At 34.4% G+C, this 17,778-nt stretch carries 14 protein-coding genes and 1 pseudogene; 7 read left to right on the top strand and 8 right to left on the bottom strand.

Annotated features, from left to right (window positions below):
• Positions 1-197 precede the first annotated feature (197 nt).
• The 4 genes and pseudogenes from FMM05_RS08700 (at position 198) to FMM05_RS08685 (ending at position 4,929) form a co-directional block, all read left to right on the top strand.
• On the top strand, positions 198-590 hold the full coding sequence (locus FMM05_RS08700; RefSeq protein WP_143372955.1) for a plasmid mobilization protein: 393 nt from the start codon (positions 198-200) through the stop codon (positions 588-590).
• Positions 575-1,864, top strand: coding sequence for a relaxase/mobilization nuclease domain-containing protein (locus FMM05_RS08695; protein WP_143372954.1), 1,290 nt, complete (start codon positions 575-577; stop codon positions 1,862-1,864). The genes FMM05_RS08700 and FMM05_RS08695 overlap by 16 nt, the downstream gene beginning before the upstream one ends.
• A 17-nt stretch (positions 1,865-1,881) precedes the next feature.
• Positions 1,882-3,863: pseudogene (gene mobC, locus FMM05_RS08690) on the top strand (conjugal transfer protein MobC).
• A 58-nt stretch (positions 3,864-3,921) separates the two neighbouring features.
• A complete protein-coding gene (locus FMM05_RS08685; protein ID WP_143372953.1) occupies positions 3,922-4,929 on the top strand; it encodes a PDDEXK nuclease domain-containing protein in 1,008 nt (335 codons plus the stop codon).
• Positions 4,930-5,053: 124 nt separating this feature from the next.
• On the opposite strand, the gene FMM05_RS08680 is transcribed toward FMM05_RS08685, so the two are convergent.
• The 8 genes from FMM05_RS08680 to FMM05_RS08645 all read right to left on the bottom strand — a co-directional run bounded on the left by FMM05_RS08680 (position 5,054) and on the right by FMM05_RS08645 (position 12,817).
• Positions 5,054-5,353 (bottom strand): hypothetical protein, encoded by a 300-nt coding sequence (locus tag FMM05_RS08680; protein WP_143372951.1) that lies wholly within the window; start codon positions 5,351-5,353, stop codon positions 5,054-5,056.
• A 151-nt stretch (positions 5,354-5,504) separates the two neighbouring features.
• Positions 5,505-5,750, bottom strand: a complete 246-nt coding sequence (locus FMM05_RS08675) for a helix-turn-helix transcriptional regulator (protein ID WP_143372950.1) — start codon at positions 5,748-5,750, stop codon at positions 5,505-5,507.
• Between the two features lie 3 nt (positions 5,751-5,753).
• Complete coding sequence (locus FMM05_RS08670) at positions 5,754-6,152, bottom strand: hypothetical protein (protein ID WP_185965537.1); 399 nt, start codon at positions 6,150-6,152, stop codon at positions 5,754-5,756.
• Between the two features lie 320 nt (positions 6,153-6,472).
• Complete coding sequence (locus FMM05_RS08665; protein WP_143372948.1) at positions 6,473-8,293, bottom strand: tetratricopeptide repeat protein; 1,821 nt, start codon at positions 8,291-8,293, stop codon at positions 6,473-6,475.
• A gap of 11 nt (positions 8,294-8,304) precedes the next feature.
• Positions 8,305-8,997, bottom strand: coding sequence for a hypothetical protein (locus FMM05_RS08660; protein WP_143372947.1), 693 nt, complete (start codon positions 8,995-8,997; stop codon positions 8,305-8,307).
• A 279-nt stretch (positions 8,998-9,276) separates the two neighbouring features.
• On the bottom strand, positions 9,277-10,014 hold the full coding sequence (locus FMM05_RS08655; RefSeq protein ID WP_143372946.1) for a DUF6339 family protein: 738 nt from the start codon (positions 10,012-10,014) through the stop codon (positions 9,277-9,279).
• A gap of 3 nt (positions 10,015-10,017) precedes the next feature.
• The gene (locus tag FMM05_RS08650; RefSeq protein WP_143372944.1) at positions 10,018-10,869 is read right to left on the bottom strand and encodes a hypothetical protein; all 852 of its coding nucleotides are present in this window, start codon (positions 10,867-10,869) and stop codon (positions 10,018-10,020) included.
• Entirely contained in the window at positions 10,856-12,817 is a 1,962-nt protein-coding gene (locus tag FMM05_RS08645; protein ID WP_143372943.1) for a hypothetical protein, read from the bottom strand. Before FMM05_RS08645 ends, FMM05_RS08650 begins: the two co-directional genes overlap by 14 nt.
• 460 nt (positions 12,818-13,277) lie before the next feature.
• Here FMM05_RS08645 and FMM05_RS08640 point away from each other — a divergent pair, with 460 nt between their 5' ends.
• Genes FMM05_RS08640 through FMM05_RS08630 form a run of 3 tightly spaced genes read left to right on the top strand, consistent with a single transcriptional unit; the run spans position 13,278 to position 17,738 of the window.
• A complete protein-coding gene (locus FMM05_RS08640; protein ID WP_143372942.1) occupies positions 13,278-14,330 on the top strand; it encodes a DNA cytosine methyltransferase in 1,053 nt (350 codons plus the stop codon).
• A 32-nt stretch (positions 14,331-14,362) separates the two neighbouring features.
• A complete protein-coding gene (locus tag FMM05_RS08635) occupies positions 14,363-16,423 on the top strand; it encodes an ATP-binding protein (RefSeq protein WP_185965536.1) in 2,061 nt (686 codons plus the stop codon).
• Positions 16,371-17,738, top strand: coding sequence for a hypothetical protein (locus tag FMM05_RS08630; RefSeq protein WP_185965535.1), 1,368 nt, complete (start codon positions 16,371-16,373; stop codon positions 17,736-17,738). The genes FMM05_RS08635 and FMM05_RS08630 overlap by 53 nt, the downstream gene beginning before the upstream one ends.
• The last annotated feature ends 40 nt before the right edge of the window (positions 17,739-17,778 follow it).

The raw sequence follows: 17,778 nt of genomic DNA, 5'->3' as shown, positions 1-17,778 counted from the left end.
ATTCCCATTTATAATTTAAAGCTATAGACGTGTTTAATTTTCTAAAAGGCATATAAAAGGCTGAAAGATTGCAACGTTCCTGCAATCGGCCAGATGTCCGGTTGTATCACAACCGATCTGGCTGCCCTTTACTCCGAAGTCGTGGGCAGGTGCTGATGCAAGGCTATATTGTTGAAAGTGATGAAAAGCAAGGAATTATGGAAAAGCAAAACAACAACCGCACAAGATGGCTGCATATACGGTTAAAGCCAGATGAATATGAGAAAATTTTCAGGAAGTTTAGTAAGTCAACCTGCCGCAAACTGAGTGATTATGCCCGCAGGCATTTACTAGATAAAACCGCAGAATGGAAGTTCCGCAATCAGTCCTTGGATGAGCTTATGGCTGAAACGATACGGTTGAAAAAAGAGCTTAATGGTATTGGCAACAACTTTAACCAAGTCGTGAAAAAATTACATACCCTACAACAGATTGCCGAATTTAGAGACTGGTTAATTGGCTACGAGCTGGAACGTAAAATACTTTTTAATAAAATCGAGGAGGTGAAACATCACATTCTAAAAGTGTCCGAAAAATGGTTGCAATCATAAAAACCGGGCGGTCTATCCACAATATCTTCAACTATAATGAAAATAAGGTTAAGGCTGGAGTTGCGAAATGCATCGGTGAAGGAAATTATCCGGCAGATGCAGACAAGATGAACATTGCTATGAAGCTGAACAGGCTGTTAAAACAGGCCTCCCTAAATGATAATGTAAAACGTAACAGCGTACATATTTCACTGAATTTTGACCCTTCAGAATCGGATTTGCCAAAAGAGAAACTAATGGAGATTGCCGATACATATATGGAAAAAATTGGCTTTGGCGAGCAGCCCTATCTTGTATACCAGCACCACGATGCCGGACATCCACATATTCATTTGGTTTCCATTAAAATCAGAGAAGACGGAAGCAGAATTGATATGCAGAATATCGGGCGGAACCAGTCTGAAAAGGCAAGGAAGGAAATTGAGCAGGATTTTAAATTAGTCAAAGCAGAAGGGCGAAAAAAAAATGAACAATATCAGTTACAGCCAATTTCAATGGGTAAAATCCGCTATGGCAGGCTTGAGTCAAAGAAAGCAATTACCAGCGTACTTGATGGAATACTCCCTAATTATAACTATACCAGCCTGCCGGAGCTTAATGCAGTATTGAAACTGTACAATGTACTGGCCGACCGGGGAAGTGAAGACTCACGTATTTTTAAAGGAAATGGATTGGTATACAGTATACTCAATGAAGAAGGCAAACCTATCGGCGTGCCGATAAAAGCAAGTGACTTTTATAATAGGCCTACGTTAAAATTCTTGGAAAACAAATTCACAGAGAATCAATCAGGCCGGATACCTCACAAAGTTCGTGTAAGGAATGCGGTGGATATGGCTTTATTAGGCAACAAAGTTTTATCGCTAAAGGAGTTGATAACAGCACTTGATAAAGAGGGTATAAACACCATACTTCGTGAAAATTCAGAGGGACTAATATATGGGATTACTTATGTGGATCATAAAACTAAATGCGTATTCAATGGCAGTGCATTGGGAAAACAATATAGCGCCAAAGCTATTCAGGAACGATGTGATGCTGGTGCAGTTAAAAAAGAATCGCATCCGCCTGAAGAGAAAAAAGCAAATCGACAAGAACAGCAGGAAGCTAAAATATACACTGAAAAAAATAATTTTCCATCAAGATCTATGTCGGGTTTCATGGAAATTACTGAAGTGCTGATGCAGCCTGAACAAGCCGCCGAATATGTGTCTGGCCTGTTAAAAGGTAAAAAGAAGAAGAAAAAACGAAAAGGATTTTCAGATAAGTCTTAAATTTTAATATCATGGCAATGCAGACCGGAGAAAACGAGCAGGCACTTAGAAAAATCCTGGATATGACCAGGCTAATCAGCATAGTTATACTAACGATACATTTTTATTATTACTGTTACAATGCATTTTATAACTGGGGATGGACGAGCAGCTTTAGTGATGGCCTGTTAGGTAACATACGTAATACAGGTATGTTTACTAACTTTCATAAATCTAAATTTATCGTTTTAGGCTTTTTATTGATTTCCTTACTGGGCGCTAAAGGAAGGAAGGATGAAAAACTGGGCTACAAAACTGCATTTGCATACCTGATCACAGGGATGTCAGTATACTTCATAAGTTATTTCGCATTGCTGGTAAACACAAACATAACAACCATTGCTATGCTGTATATGGCAATTACCTCAATTGGTTTACTGCTGATACTATCCGGAGGCACATTGCTTTCGAGGATTATAAAAAACAGGCACAATAGTAAGGATATTTTTAATAAGGAAAACGAAACCTTCCCTCAGGAAGAGCGGTTATTGGAAAATGAATATTCTATTAACCTGCCTGCGCAGTACTACCTGAAAGATAAAATAAGAAAAAGCTGGATTAACATCATCAATCCTTTCAGGGCATTAATGGTGTTAGGGACACCGGGTTCCGGCAAGTCTTATTTTGTAATTCGCCATGTAATTACACAGCATATAAAAAAAGGATTTACCATGTTTGTGTATGATTTTAAGTTCGATGATCTTTCTAAAATTGCTTATAACACATGGCTGAAATACAAACATCTTTACCCTAAGCCACCAAAGTTTTATGTTATTAATTTCGACGACCTTACCCGTACTCACCGCTGTAACCCCCTTGAACCTTCAGCTATGACCGACATTACTGACGCTGCCGAATCAGCCCGGACAATCCTAATGGGGCTCAATAGGGAATGGATTAAGAAGCAAGGCGATTTCTTTGTGGAATCACCTATTAACTTTTTGACGGCAATAATTTGGTATTTATGCAAGTACCGTGATGGTGAATACTGCACGCTACCCCATGTAATAGAACTTATGCAGGTAGATTATGATAACCTGTTTACATTGCTACGGACAGAGAAAGAAATAGAGGTTTTGATTAATCCATTTGTGAATGCCTATTTAAACGACGTTATGGAGCAATAGAGGGACAAATTGCTTCAGCTAAAGTAGCAATGGCCAGGCTATCATCCCCTCAGTTGTATTATGTTTTATCCGGGAATGATTTTACTCTTGATATTAATAACCCAGATGACCCAAAGATTGTCTGTATGGGTAACAACCCACAGAAGATACAAATCTACGGTGCTGTATTGTCACTATATGTAACCCGGCTGGTAAAGCAGGTGAACAAAAAAGGCAAACAGAAAAGCAGCCTGATATTCGATGAATTTCCAACTATTTACCTTAACAATATGGATAGCCTAATTGCGACAGCCAGAAGTAATAAGGTTTCTACTTGCTTAGGAATTCAGGATTTCAGCCAGCTTCGGAAAGACTACGGACGTGAACAGGCCGATGTAATCATGAATATTACTGGCAATATTTTAAGTGGCCAGGTTACCGGCGATACGGCCAAGCAACTGTCCGAACGTTTTGGTAAGATTATGCAGGACAGGGAAAGTTTGTCAATAAATAGCGGCGACACATCTATCAGCCGTTCTAAGCAGTTGGAATCGGCCATTCCACCATCAAAGATATCTGCATTAAGCTCAGGTGAATTTGTGGGAATGGTAGCAGATGACCCTGAGAATAAAATTGAATTAAAGGCTTTTCACTGTGAGATACTTAATGACCATGCTGCGCTGAAAATTGAAGCGGATGGCTATAAAGACATAGAGGTAATTCGCAAGCTGGATAATACTATGGTACAGCGAAATTATCTACAGGTAAAACAGGACATTCAGGAAATTATTCAGTCGGAGATGGAGCGATTGTTGAATGACCCAGGCTTATCTTACCTGGTCATAAAAAAGTAGCTATAAGGATACTATTAAATCAATTTCATTTATTTTTACAATTGTATACTACATAGCCATGGCAAATATAAATACTATCGGTAATAAACTTTTAAAAGAGCTTTCCCAACTAATTGAACATAGTCAAAAGCAATTAGTTTCAGAGGCCAATAGCACGCTTACTATGCTTTTTTGGCATATTGGAAATCGAATAAATATCAGTACGCTTGATAATAGCAGAGCAGAATATGGAAAACAAATTGTCGTTACACTGTCACGACAATTAACTGAAAAATACGGTAGAAATTTTGAGGAAAAAAACCTCAGGCGAATGTTACAGTTTGCTGAACAATTCAAAGACGAGGGGATTGTCGTGACACTGTCACGACAATTGAGCTGGTCACATTTTTTGACCCTCTTGCCTATAAAAAACACCGAGGCCAAATTATTTTACGCGACCCTAGTTGCAAACCAGGCTTTAGGCGTTCGGGATTTGCGTAAAAAGATTGCCACCAAGGAATTTGAGCGTACCGCTATAGCAAATTTACAAATCGACCCTGGTAAGCAGAATATTCAAAATAATTTTAAAGATCCCTACTTCTTAGATTTCTTAGGATTGCAGGATACTTTTTTGGAAAAGGATTTAGAACAGGCAATCCTGAGGGAACTGGAAGCATTTATATTGGAGTTAGGAAAAGGTTTTGCTTTTGTTGAGCGACAAAAGAGAATGATTATTGATGGTGAGGATTTTCACCTTGATCTTCTGTTTTATCATCGTAATTTAAGACGGCTTGTTGCCATAGAATTGAAACTGGGTAAGTTTGAAGCCAGGCACAAAGGACAGATGGAGTTATACCTGAAGTGGCTGGACAGATATGAGAAAGCAGAAGGTGAACTGCCGCCCGTAGGATTGATACTTTGCGCTGAAAGTAGCAGGGAACAAATAGAATTATTGGAAATGCATAAAGATGGGATAATGGTCGCGGAATATTGGACTGAACTACCTTCTAAAAAGGAACTGGAAAATAAAATACATAGTATTTTGGCTGAGGCCAGAGAAAGGATGGAAAGGAAAAAATTATTATAAATATTTGTTTTAGGGGTCTAAATAATTTAGCTCAATAAAACCTCTTTAAATATATGATCCATGAAATAGACCTCGCATATAAGTTGTGCACAGATAGAGCACTACACAGATTTTTTAAAATGAACTAATTTTCGCCCGGATAACCTTGCGAAGGTAAAGGTATCAAATGATCAAGTCCAGATTTTTTTAAATGTAATTCCATCATTAGGTTATATATATCCACATTAGCATCTTCACAGATTTCGAATGACTTATTCATTAATCTGTTTCTTAAAGTAGCTTCTTGTAAGGTGTAAGTAGCCTCTTTTGTTTCATAATTAATGTAATCGTTAAAATCATCGTCAGGATGGGCGTTGGCACCTTCCTGGAACAAATCAGAAAAAAATTCTGAAACGTCTTCTATTTTTAAAACTTCTGTAATCATATAATCAATTTTTATATTAGTAACACTAATTGTTTTATGCAAAGCTTACTGATGTTGGTGTCAAATTTAATCAGGAAAAAAGTCAAAATGATTGTATAACTGAACCCTAATTAATAAACAGACAAATAGTCTAACCTCATATTAAAGAACGTTAAACGTCTTTATCAACCAGTTTTAATTCAAATTCAAGAGCAAGGGAAATTTTTGTCAGGTAGTCAATACTAAAACTGAATTTTCCATTTTCAATTTTTGAAATTGTAGAACGATCAACATCCATAATTTCTGCAAGGTGATCCTGGCTGTAGCCCCTTTTCTCTCTAATTTCTCTTATAGCTGTCCCAATTTTAAAACGGTTATCCTTAATTAATTCCTGATTTGTTTTTTCGGAACTTTTCATAAACTAATTTACAAATAAGGTACCAATATGTTCTACGCCCTGCTTATCCAAAACCGTTAAATACACATTCGTTTCAACACCTTCTACTCCTCGTGAAAGATCTAAATTAATTTTCTGTTCACTAACACTTACTACTTTTCCTTTTACCTGTGAATAGTCGGATTTATTAATTGTAACAAAATGACCGATTAAATCTAAGGTATTAACTTCAACTACTTCCAAATCTTCAAGAGGGACAGTATTTACCGGAGGAAATGCTAATCCTGTATTCAGAGCCTGAATTTTTGCACGGGGTCTTTCAACATCTTCATGCAATTCCAAAATGACATACACCTGTTCAGGATTTTCTCCTTCTAATGGTGAGTGGAATTTTACTATCTTCCCTTCTTGCATAGGTTTCATATTTAAAGCGTTTCTATTAATATCTACAAAATTAAAAAAAACACACAAAACTTGTGCAATATATTGAACTTTATTTTCTAATAAATTTTTAAATATCTTGCTATATATATTTTAGCATAAATATGACTAATCTCCGATTTTATTTACGGCTGCAAACTATAAGTGATTAGTTTAAAATTATCGGCTACGTTTGCTGACCAAAGATGCCATTATAATCAATATAGGTAATTTTACTTACGGAAATTTCTATGAATCCATCCGTAAATCAAATTTTATTGATCAAAATTTAGTTAGCAAATACAAATCAATTTTTTCTTTAACTACTGAAAATACTTTTTAACAATGTAATCTATATCATCTGGAAAGTTTTGTATTCTAAAAATCGCCTCAGTGATTGGAACTAATTGAGGATGGTTACTGCCGTATAGCTCAAGGTTGATAATTAGTGCTTCGTTTAAATATGACAAAGCAATACTTGTATCTCCTTTAGAAAAATAGGAGACGCCCATGTTATAATTTGTTCTGGCTTGTAACTGTCTTATTCCAATTTTCGATGCAATTTTCAACGCAGCATTTGAGTTATTGATACTTTCGTCAAAATCTTTTTCTTTTATATTAATGTTTGAGAGATTATGCAATCCCATGCATTCATTTTGCTTATCCCCAATTTGTCGATTAATATCAATACTTCTGTTTATGAAAAATTTAGCTCTCTCAATATTGCCTTTCTGAGACAACGAAATGCCCATATTACAGAGCATACTTCCTTCGGATTGTTTATCGCCAATAGCAATTGCAATTGTAAGACTTTTATTTAAAATTGTAATCGCTTTATCGGGTTGTCGCAATCCAGTATAAATGGAGACCATATTCCCCAAGGAATTACACAGCGATGGTAAATCATTTGTTTTTTCTGACAGATATATCGCTCTGTTATATGCCTGTATCGCACCCTCAATATCCATGAGATTTCTGCGAACATTGCCTAAAGTTTGTAGTTGAGCGATTTCTCCTTGTGTGTTTTCTAAATGATGACTGACTACAGCTGATTCTTCAAGACATAGTTTTGCTTCCCCATACCTGCCTAACGCATTAAATGCCATACCTAGGTTTCCCATTTCACCATAAAATATTTTTTGGTTGCTATCTAGATGCGCACCCGCAATGGCTTTTTCGAAATGTGGAATTGAAAGTTGATATTCACCAATATTATAGAGAATCCTCGCCGCCAGTATATTCTTTATATAAGGTTGATTTATCATTAAGACACGCTTAAACCAACGCTCTACATCATTTTTCCAGTTAGTTGATTCGGTAGTAAAATAATAGTTTTTATTGAGTAATGCAGTCCATATTTCACGAATAAAACTGTCTGTATTACAATATAGTCTATTCCCATTAAAACGTTTAAAAGGATTCTTAATTTCCTTTAAACCTATTAACTCATCATTACTGACTTCTGCGTTACTGTGTTCAAAAATAATGACTTCGCTGCTATTGGATGTGATTTCTTCAATTCTCGGAGATATATCAAATATGTCTGAGCAGCTGTAACCCATTATGATAACGTTTGGATTAATATTGCTTGAGAAAAAGTTTTCGATAGCAGTATATCTACCTTGGCAGTGTGCCATATTTGCAACAGCACTAAGTGTAATTGCCATCTGATCTTTATCAGAAACACAACCATGGATTTTGATAAGTTTAATGTCTTCTGAAGTCCAATCTATCTTATCAAATTCCTCCTCTGATGAAAATACTTTATAACTACCATTTAGAAATCCAACTTTCAAAAGCGCCTTTTCAATTAATTGGTCAAAGTTAGTGGTCATAATCGTTTTGACCATTCCATTTTTGACAAGACCTGCGATTAGGTAGTGCGTCGAATTTGGTTCACCTCTTTCAAAAATTGATAATAGTTCATCAACATCTACCTCATTATTTAGGGCCTCAATGAATCCTTCAAACGGCATTGTCGAAGATGCCAGAGCATCTGCATCCATAACAGAAACCTCTAGCACATCAAGAATTTCTTTTATTAAATCATTAACTAGAGGCAATCCCGAATGATAAGATATTCCTGCTCCACAAAAGATTGCGGTCCCAGAATTCTTAATTTTATTTATCAGTTCATCAAACATACGTGGATTTATTACTTTATATACTTATCAAGATATATTTGTAATGTTTCGTCGCCACCATGATTCCTAAGTAGATTCAGTCTGATTTCTTCGTTACTAAACGTGTCGTCTTTAAAATTCATATTAGTATAACCCCGTGGGAAACCACACATTTCTTCAATATCTTCAATTGTCCAGTTTAATTTTTCAAGTGCTCTTTCTGTAAATAATACCCTTGGGTCTATATACACATCAAAATCTTTGTAACATTCAGCTACCACAGTAAGAATTTCAATCAGACACCGTTCCGACAATTCTTTAACAGTACCGTCAGGCACTCCTTTTGTTTCAGAATATTTCGGAACATAAAATTGCGTCGTTTCGTAAAAAATGCCTTCGTTGAAACTGCGTTCCTTTGCTATAGGAATAATTCCAGTTTTTTGCGCATGATTTCTAAATTCAACAAATGCTTTGGCCAATTTACTACTTCGCAATTTTTCCTGCCTGATTTTATACCATTCATCGAACCCAGGATATTTACTCATAACAAACTGAAGGGAAAATGTAATGCTCCTCATCGCTGACACGAATGCACTAAAATTATAATCAAATTCCTGATCCCATGAATGACACTTTTTAAGTTGCTCTAAAAAATAATCTGCTTCTCCTACTTTATGGGCAACGATATGAATTCCGGCATTAGGAAACTTAAATTTTTCGGACATGTTTATTTTTATAATTTGTTATAACTTTTTCAATTTCACTGATAACAACTGATATCATTTCGAACGTCTTTTGACCAGAATCTCAAAACAATCCAGCCATCAAAATATAATTTTTCATTAACCTCACGCTCCATATTTCTCTTAATTTTTGCCTCTCAAAATTCTGCATTAGTTAATGGCTTCTTTTTAGTTGCAAAATTCTTTCCATGAAAAAATTCATTATCAATAAAAATAATTATTATTACAAATAATTTAAAGTAAAAATCCTTATACGTCAATTTACAAAGCTTGAATAGACAACGTTATTTTTTTTAATTCTGCTTTAAAAAAATCTCTCTTGTAATAAGATATTGGTTTTACACCCCCAATTATATTTAAGTGTTTAGTAATATACCTAGTCTTATCTTCAAAATTTGTAGTAAACAAATCATCATTTTCCTTTATAAATTCTAATATGCCAATAACTGCTTCTTTATGCCTGCCCAATTTATAAGTTCCGAGAGTTCTAGTAGGAAAATCAAGTTGTCTAAATAAAATCTTAGTTAAATCATATTTTTCTGGTCCTTTATTTTCTTCGACAGAAAGAGATACAGCCCACCATAGTCCTGCTAAAGCATGGCGTAATAGACTGCTTTGTGAGGATGATTGCAAGAACCAATGCTCAAAAATATATTTTGCTTCATCTTTTGAAGAAGAATTATATACAGCATCCCATCGTCGTATCATATATGAGTATAAATCAACATGTGTTAAATATGTCCACAATCTTTCGTCAGATGCCTGAATTGGTTCTAAATTTTTAAAAGCTTCATACAGTAGTATCGCCGTTTTACAATCATCATTTACATCAAGCTGATCTGCCAGATCAGCAGCAGTTATTATATTAGGCAGCATTAAAGTTTGAGTTTTATCATAAATGAAAAGATTACTTTTATAGTGATCAATTAATAATCCTGATTGTACTTCTCCTTTTAGTTTATTCAAGTATTTACTTTTAAAAATCAATTGTTTATCCATCTATTATTCGTTTTCAATTGTTGATTCAGATATTTGCAGTAAGCCTTCCAATAAACGATTAAAAGGATTTCCTAATAGTTTCTGCGCTATCTCTGGAATATTTTCTACTTCCTGTATTGATAAAGCCAACAAATCAAAATCATTTTTTAAGCGATATTCAATAACACGAGCCCATAGAAAGTCTCTATGAGAATCAAAATTATACAAAGCAATGAGCAATGCATTGAGAACAAAGGAAGAGTGAAAGATAGGAGAATATTTAATTTCCTGAGATATCAAGTCATTGCAGTAAATTTTAAAGCTTTGGGAGGGTAATTGAATTTCTATTTTACTTTTTTTCAAATCTATATATGGAAAGGTTAAATTTTCATTTTCCACAACTTCCATAAATGATGTAACTGCTTTAAGTTTCTCATATACAATATCTGCATCAAAATCAAATTCTCCAAAATATGCCAACACATCACCTTGGTCTAATTTGAAGATATAGGAGTAATAGTCTACATGAGAATTTGTATTTGTATAGTCAATATCTACAGTCGTTAATATAAGGCAGGTGAATTCGACACGACCTCTTACAGCTTTCTTCGCTATTTCGAATTCCATCCTTCCATCTTTAGATGTAAATATTTTTCTGTAAAGAGTATTAGAGCAGGTCACATCACAAAAATATTCAGCGCTTCCTATCTTAATTAATTCTAATAAATCATTGTTATCATGATTAAAAAATATTGTAATATGGTAAAAATCCACATTTGATTTTATTTCAGGTTCTGGGAAAAGACTAATTTTACTATCAATCGCATCTAAAACTCCCAAAACTGGATGCGGAAAAGATATTTCAGTGAATTTCATATGCTTTTAATTTTATTGAATGCTTAATGTTGTCTGCAAAACAAACTTTGATTAAATTTTTACCGGCGATTAGAGGAACCTTTTTGATTATGTTGTTTAAAGTCTCTCCTACAGTGGTATAAGTCAACTGGATACCGTCACTTCGGTCATTATCTGCACCTACTAATAATTCTAATTCGGCAAAAGAAACATTAGTTGGAGTGTTAATAATCAAATTATGATATAATTTTTCATTTTCAAATTGCGCCACTACCTTAAAATCAATCTTGATTAGAGTTTTACTTTGTTCCCCTTGAGAATTTGGACTCCCTTTTTTTTCATGGGTATCTGATTGGTTACTGTTACCGTCCCCATTCTCTCCTCCTCCGGTCATAACCTTATTTTCTCCATCGATGTCAACATCCATATCAAACTCTTTTGTTATTTCTGGATGTGACTTTATTTTTGGTTTAATAACTGGCGATTTGTCAATCTCACTTGTAATCATTCCAGTTTCTTCATCTGTGATGTCATTACTTCGCTTGCCTGAAGAGCTGTCGGCACTCATACCCTCAAATTCGGAGTTTTCTTCTTTTTCGAGCAAATCTTCTGGTATGGACAGGTACTCTTCAAGTCCTATAAAAGTAATTTTTTTTCCCGTTTTAATTTTTGAAAGAGAATCTAATTTCGCATTTATGAACTCAGCTATTGCAGCTTCAGCTTTTTTTGAAATTTTACTGACAGAGCCCTCTTCTTTAGGATAATTTTCCTTTTTCCACTCATTATGGGCTGGATTTTCCATCAAACGGAGTATGTCATTTCCTATTTTACTATCACATATAAAAACAGCTGCGTATCCATTAACCTTGCGATTCGTCCTTTTAAATACAACCATTCTTGGAGTTCTGAAATAAGAAACCCTATTTGGCAAACCTTTTTCTAAATATACATACAGTCTTACCTTACCAATAGTGTCCAACTCTTCTTCGAATAATTGAAACTGATCACTGTTTAATGCATATTTAATCGCTTTATAGTATGACTTTGGATTCCAAGTTTCTATTTCATTTGCACTTCCATGCTCGAATTCATTTTTAAAATAGTCATCGATTATTCGTTCCAAATTTTCTTTTTTTATAATAATATTGTCTATTTGAACAATTAGCTTATCATCGTGAATTGAAAGCCAAAAATTGTTTAAGACTGACTTGACCATTAAATTTATTATTTCAAATTCTGGCCACAAGCCGATAATTAATACATCGGTACCTTTTTCAGTTCGTTGAAAAATTTCGGGAATGTCTTCTGCATTATTCACAGGTTCGCCATTATTATTATCATAATACCCGTAGGCTGTTAATTTATTGCCATTAACATCTTTGTGTGTGGTTAAAATTGTTGAGCCTTGAAAAAAAGCTTTGTCATTCTCATCAACTGTAGACACTAAAATAGTTTTAATTGGGGATAAAGTATAATACGCTCCTTTCCCAAAACCAAACGATCCCCCAGAGCTTTGATTTTTCGAGCTCACGCCGCCCGCCCTTAAAAAGGCATAGAAAGGAGAAGTGGTTATACCTTCAACATAAGTCATTCCGTAGGTATTATAATCAGAGATTTTTAAGCATGGAATTTCTAACCTTCTTTCACCTGGATTATCGTCATTTAGATATTTGAGCATACCTGCAAACAATCTTTTTGCGTTTGGATTATCATTGTAATATTCTTGAGATTGAATAATATGTTTTTCCAATTCAAAAAAATTGGGCATATCTGATCTGTTTAATTTTGAAAATTTAAAATCTACCTTCACAGGTTCACTCTTATCTCTTACAGCATCAAGAGAATTTTGAATTGCTTCTCTAACTATGGAATAATAAGGCATGCCTTTAAACTTTTCATCAACTGGATCATTAGGCCCTACATCTCTACCACCTTCTTCCTTAAAATGCCACTTACACTGTTTTTCCATAGTTGAATATTATAAATTTTGGTAAATTAAATTGTTTCAGAGTGACTTTTATATTCCATCAATAATTTGCTTAAAACACTATCAATTTATCAGCTTTATTATTGAGGATGTTTTCAGTTTCGTCAAATGTTGCTTTAGCTAATGTAGCTATTTTAACCTTTTTAATGCAGATCTGCTTTGTAAAATACTATTTAATTATTTCTGTACTATTTCCAACTCCTTGCGTATAAAGCTATCGCGAAATTTATTTCCAATTAATTTGTGCCAGCTCAATCGAAACCACATTTGTATGGAACCTATGTTTGTAACATTATCTTTTTAAAATTATGCTATTGCTAGAATAACTGATTGCTTTAACAATTTGTCAACATATTATTTTTAATTACATTAGCGCATTGTTTACGCAGTAATTGTTGATATATTGAGTAAAACACAATATCACTATACAAAATCTTATTTGATGGCAAGTTTAAAAGCAGTTGATTTTTTCTGTTCAGGAGGCGGTATGAGTTCTGGTATGCAGAAAGCCGGAATACATATTTTAGCAGGTATCGACTACGATATTAATTGTAAAGAAACTTATGAAGCGAATATAAATGGCGCTGAATTTATTCATGCAAACGTCTTTACGTTAGAAGAAACTGTACTTGAGAAGAAATTGAATCTCAAGCGCAACGACAATAATCTGATTCTGATCGGGTGCAGCCCCTGTCAATTTTGGAGTATTATTAATACTGATAAAGATAAATCCAAAGAATCTAAAAATCTTTTGATAGAATTCAGAAGATTCGTTGAATATTTTAATCCTGGATATGTAGTAGTTGAGAATGTTCCAGGAGTTCTACGAAAAAAGGAGGAAAGTGGTCTAGAGGATTTTATTATATGGCTAAAAGAAAAATACAGAGTACACTTCGATGTACATAATGTCTCAGATTACGGAGTTGCCCAAAACAGAAAACGTTTTACTTTAATAGCAAACAGGGTGACGAAATCTGAAGTTGAGCCAGTACGTTCAAAAGAAAAAAAACTAACAGTCTATGACGTAATAGGTGAGCATAATGGTTTTAAGAAAGTGAATGCGGGTCATAAAGATAATACTGCTTTTATGCATACAGTAGCAGGTTTACAGCAAATTAATCTTGACCGATTACATTTAACTGAAAAAGATGGTGGTGATCGAATGGCTTATGTAAATGATGAAATACTAGCCCCTGACTGTCATAAAAATGATATTACAAATTTTAAAGATACTTATGGCAGAATGTGGTGGCATAGACAATCTCCCACAATAACCACTAAATTTTTTAGCATTTCAAACGGAAGGTTCGCCCATCCTGAAGAGAACAGAGCATTATCTCTAAGGGAAGGCGCTACTCTACAATCCTTTCCGAAAGATTATATTTTTAAAACCACAAGTATCTCAAATACCGCCAGAATGATAGGCAATGCCGTTCCTCCAAAATATGCCCAATGTATTGGGGAGGCAATTATACAAAATCACCAATGCAAGTAAATTTTTCCATATCGCCACGAATTCTTTCTCACTTGGGAGAAGATTTAATTAAAAATGAAAGCATTGCTCTTTTTGAGCTAATTAAAAATTCCTATGATGCATGCGCTAAACATTGTATTGTCGATTTTCATTTTGAAGACCTTAATCTTTCCCGGATAACAATAGAAGACGATGGGTTTGGGATGAGTAGGGATACTATTGAGCAAGTTTGGCTTGTGGTAGGAACAGATAATAAGAAGAAAAATCTGATATTAAATGAATGCGGAAGGATTCCACTCGGTGAGAAAGGAATTGGAAGACTTGGTGTACACAAATTAGGCGACAAAATCACCCTCATTACGAAAACTAAAGATAGTACAGAGATCGAACTCCGCATAGACTGGACAAAGTTATATTCTGCAAAATCTATAACTGATTTTGCAATTGATTTAATTGAAAACACAATTCCGAAAACTTTTACCACTGGAACCGGTGTCAAACTTATAGTTGAAAGGCTAAAAACAAATTGGGACAGACGCCAATTGAGAGAGGTTCATCGAAATATTACATCTCTTAACAGCCCGTTTTCTGACGGGAATGATTCATTTAATGTGATTGTATCTAGTAACAATAATATATTTGAAGGTTTACCTGATTTTGAAGATATCAAGTCAAGTGCTCTTTACTTTGGACATTGCAAAATGCGCGGAACAGAAATTGTAGAATTTAAATATGAGTTTAAGCCTTGGGAAAAACTCGATAAGGTAGACCAAGGCAGAATAGTTACGTTGCAAGATTTTATTGAGGCAGATAAAACTATCAAAGCTGTTGGTGATAAGCGTGACGAATTTATCCCAATAAATCTTGACAAAAGCAAAATTGGTGAAATCGAGTTTGATATTATTATTTTCGATACTGATGCGCAAATATTTAATTTTGTAAATACTGAGAAAACAGCACTGAAGAAATATCTTTCTGAAAATGGTGGTATAAGAGTGTACCGTGATGGAGTAAGAGTTTATAATTATGGAGAACGAGACAACGACTGGCTTGGAATTGACCTTAGACGAGTTCAACGTGTAGGGGGAAATGTAAGTAACAATATAATTGTTGGATCAGTTAGATTAAAACGCGCAGAAAGTTTCGGGCTCGTTGAAAAAACGAATCGTGAAGGATTTATTGAAGACGATTCATATTTCAATTTTGTACAAGCGGTTGATTACGCTTTGAGTCTCGTCGTCCGAGAAAGAAATCAGGATAAGGCTCTTTTGTCAACGCTTTACAAAAAGCATAGGGCTATAGAACCAGTTCTATCTGATTTAAATGATGTAATCAATATTGTAGAAGAGAAGATTAGGGAGCCAGAGGTAAAACAAGAGGTTCTCAAGTATTTATCGAGGATTAATGAGCAATATAGGGAAGTAAAAGATGTATTGATTAAAAGTGCCAATGCAGGCCTTAATCTTGGAATTGTGATTCATGAAATCGAAAAACTTATTTCAGAACTTACTGACAGTATCGGAAAAAATGATAAGGAAAAATCAACGAGACTTTCTCTCTCCCTTGAAAAAATCATACGGGGTTATTCTGCAATGCTTAAAAAATCCGATATAAAACTAAATAAACTGAATAAGATAATCGAAATTGTGCTGGATAACTTTTCTTACAGATTTATTGACCATGAGATCAGTATCATATCTAACTGGAAGGATAGTAACCTCGAGGCCTATTATGCCGAGTCCGAGTCGATTTCAGTATTAACTAACATTGTCGATAATGCCATTTTCTGGCTAAAATATGCCAGAAAAGAAGATAGATTTATATCTATATATTTAACTGAAGAAATTTCTGGATTTATATCAATCATTATATCCGATAACGGGCCGGGGTTTGGGCTTCCATTTGATGTTGCAATTCAACCATTCCAGACCAAAAAGCCTAGTAATATCGGCTCAGGTTTAGGCTTGCATGTTGCTAATGAAATGATGAAGGCGATGAAAGGTCAACTAACACTTATTACAGATGAAAATGATATCGATTTTCCAGATCCTGTTAGAAAAAATGGGGTTAACAAGGCTATCATCGCGCTTAGTTTTCCTAAAGAAAAAAAATAGCCAACAACCTGAAAAAAATACTATGCTACAAAATTTTATTACAAGTGCTTTAATAATTGATGATAAAGAAGCGGAAGTTGCTTCTTTAAAGGAATATTTAGATAGTAAAGATATTTGGGTCAAACACTTTACTCCAGACCAACTAAGGGAGAAAACATCTGTATTTAACAACAGAAAATTAATTTTTTTAGATCTTTTCCTTGAAGATGGTCAGGATGAAATCAATAATATTAACATTATACGCGCGCTTTTCACGAAGGTTCTTGGAACGAGTTTTGGAACGTATGGTATAGTTCTCTGGACAAAACATACAGAACATTTTACTGAATTTATTAACAGAATATTTAAACCTACTAATAATTTCACACTTCCCCTTTTCGCGGTAGCATTAGATAAGACTTTGTATATGAATAACAATTATGAAGGGTTGCTGGAAGGTGTGGAAGAAAAGTTAAAAGAAAATGTAGCATCTTCATTATTTATCGAATGGAACAAGTCAGTTAAAAGCGGGTCAGACCACACTATAAAAATGCTTTATGATCTATTCGACAATGATCCAAAAAAATATATTAATTTAGAACCTCTTCTTCATTCTTTAGCTTTAAATTTTACCGGAATTCCTGCTGATAACATTGGGAATTATGATTTACAAAAGGACTTGGTTAAATCTTTGATGGACTCACTTCAATTCGAAATTTCCAATCGTTTCAACAAAATTGACAACCTGTTTTCAGATCCTAAAAAATTAAATTTTAATGCCAGTAAGGAAGAAAAGCAGCTTATCTTTTCGAAGCTTAATACGCTTCTTATGTTAGATAATCACAATCTAGCGCAAGATTCCCCAATCCCAGGAAACATTTACGAAATTAAAGATGAGTCATCGGCGATGTTTATTAAAACAATAACAGTCAAAAAAGCAGATAAAGACTTGAATTCCGATCCAGATTATAAGGATTTACCCAAGAGAAGAATATGCATTGAAATGACTCCTCCTTGTGACTTTGCCCTGGGCAAAAAGAAAAAATTCTCAAGGGTTGTTGGCGGTCTTCATATGGACTATGATGCAAATATCAAGACATCGGCTTTTGGTGGGGAAAATTTTTATACTTTTTTGTATCCAATTCAATTAGAAGGATTTGAAAAGCCACAAATGCTTATTTTTGATTTTTATCATTTTCAAACTTTGATCGAAGATGATTTAAAGGACAGTACGCGTTTTAGTATTATTTATCGCGCAAAAGACAAGCTATTTGCAGATATCCTTCAGAAATTATCCTCGCACACTGCCAGGTTAGGAATTGGAGTTCTTCAATAATTCTCAAATATAAATATAGTTTTTACTGGATTAACTACTC

The organism is Flavobacterium zepuense, from assembly GCF_007097145.1.
GTDB lineage: Bacteria > Bacteroidota > Bacteroidia > Flavobacteriales > Flavobacteriaceae > Flavobacterium > Flavobacterium zepuense.
The sequence above is the reverse complement of the archived record's forward strand: the minus strand, read 5'-3'. Positions and strand labels throughout refer to the sequence as shown.